2 protein-coding genes are annotated in these 1,882 nt (G+C 69.2%); one reads left to right on the plus strand and one right to left on the minus strand.

What is annotated here, in order from left to right:
* Window positions 1-145 precede the first annotated feature (145 nt).
* Window positions 146-1,171 (minus strand): AraC family transcriptional regulator, encoded by a 1,026-nt coding sequence (locus B2W70_RS07940; protein WP_286744547.1) that lies wholly within the window; start codon window positions 1,169-1,171, stop codon window positions 146-148.
* Between the two features lie 85 nt (window positions 1,172-1,256).
* Between B2W70_RS07940 and B2W70_RS07945 the strand changes: the two genes are divergently transcribed.
* The coding region (locus tag B2W70_RS07945) for an FAD-dependent oxidoreductase (protein ID WP_286744549.1) at window positions 1,257-1,882 on the plus strand (626 nt) is incomplete at its 3' end.

The following is a 1,882-nucleotide window of genomic DNA, read 5'->3' on the forward strand; positions in this document are numbered from 1 at the left end:
CAGCACCTGCAGCTTCGATGCGGCGGGCATGCACCTGCCGTCTTCGGGCTTCGACGACTTCTTGCCCAAACCCTGCGAGCTCAGGCAGCTGGCTGCCCTGTTGCGTCGTTGGGTGCCGCAGGCCCGCTTGCGCGCGGTGGCTTGATCAGCCGACCGAGCGGTTGCGGGTGGCCCAGGCGCGCGGCGAGCTGCCGCTCCAGCGCTGGAACGCCCGATAAAAAGGGCTGAGTTCGGCGAAGCCCAGTTGCTGGGCCACTTCGCGCACCGTGCGCTCGCCCCCTGCCAGCCATTGCAGCGCCAGCTCGCGCCTCGCTTCATCGAGCAAGGCGTTGTGGTGGGTGCCCCGCTCGCTGAGTCGGCGCGCCAAGGTGCGTTCACCCAGGCCGAAGGCGGTCGCCGCTTCGGCCCGGGTGGGCGCCGCCATGCGCGCACCTGAGGCCATTTGCTCGCGCAACCAGTTGCGAACGGCCTCGTCCAGGCCCTGCTGCTGCGCCAGCGCTTGCAGCTGCGCCGCCGCGTACTGCTCGTGCAGGCGCGCCAGCTGGGCATTGGCCTGCGGCAGGGGCAAATCGAGCACGCTGTTGTCGATCAGCAGGCCGCTGTAGGCCTGGTTGAACTCGATCGGGCAGGCAAACGCCTCGCGGTAGCCGGCCAAGGGCCCCACGGCCTCGTGGCTGAAACGCACCAGGGTCGGCCTGAGGGGCTGTGGCGTGATCCAGCGAGAGGCGCTGACCACGGCGGCCAACACCGCCTCGATCTGGTGGGGGCTGAAGGCCAGGTCACCCTGCCTGGGGTGGTAGACCAGCCAGCTGGTCTGGGGGCCGGCCAGCAGCTGAAAGCGCCCGCCGTCGGAAATCAGCGACTGGTACTTCTGCACCACGGTCAGGGCCTGGCGCAGCGTGGCGGCCGACTGCACGATGAAGCCGACCACGTTGAAGCTGGCCGGTCCCACCACGGTGCCGGCCTTGAGGCCGAACCCTGCGTCCTGCGTCAGGCGCGCGGCGGCCCGCCACAGCCGGGTGATGTGGTCGATGGGCCAGCGCTCGCGATCGAGCTCCTGAGGCTGGATGCCCGCGGCGCGCAGCAGGGTGGTTTCCTCGATTCCCTGGCGCTGCGCTTCTGCCAACACTGTGCGCACCCAGCTCATCGACACCATGGCCTGTGAAGTCAATCTCGCTGTCCTCCAAAGTCAATGGTCAGGGATCATAAGTGGATAAGGTCGCGGCCAGCGACGTGTTGGAAGAAGGAAGCGATCGATGGCTTCGGCTGTGCGGACGGACGTGGTGGTGGTGGGTGGGGGCTTGGCGGGCATCGTCACGGCCCTGGAATGCCTCAAGGCGGGCCGGCACGTGACCGTGGTCGATCGCGACACGCCCGAGCGCCTGGGCGGCCTGGCCCTGTGGGCCTTCGGGGGCATGGCCCTGGTCGACACCCCCTTGCAGCGCCGCATGAAAATCGCCGATTCGCCCGAGCGCGCCCTGCGAGACTGGCTCAGCTTCGGTGAGCTGGCCGAGGCCGACACCTGGCCCCGCCGCTGGGCCGATTTTTACGTGCAGCACTCGCGCGAGCAGGTCTACGACTGGCTGGTCTCGCACGGCCTGAAGTTCTTCCCGGCGGTGAACTGGGTCGAGCGCGGGCGCTTTGGCGAAGGCAACAGCGTGCCGCGTTACCACGTGGTCTGGGGCACCTCGCGCGAGCTCACGCGGCGCATGATCTCGGCCATGCAGGCGGCCGATTCCGGCGGGCGCCTGAAGGTGCTCAGCGGTCACCGCGTCGTCGGCCTGGAAAACAGCGGTGGCGTGATGGGTGGCGTTCAGGCTGTGCACGAGGCCAGCGGCGCGCAGGAGCGCATCGAGGCGGGCGTGGTGGTGCTGGCCATGGG

Source organism: Aquabacterium sp. UBA2148, assembly GCF_002328915.1.
Taxonomy (GTDB): domain Bacteria; phylum Pseudomonadota; class Gammaproteobacteria; order Burkholderiales; family Burkholderiaceae_C; genus Aquabacterium; species Aquabacterium parvum.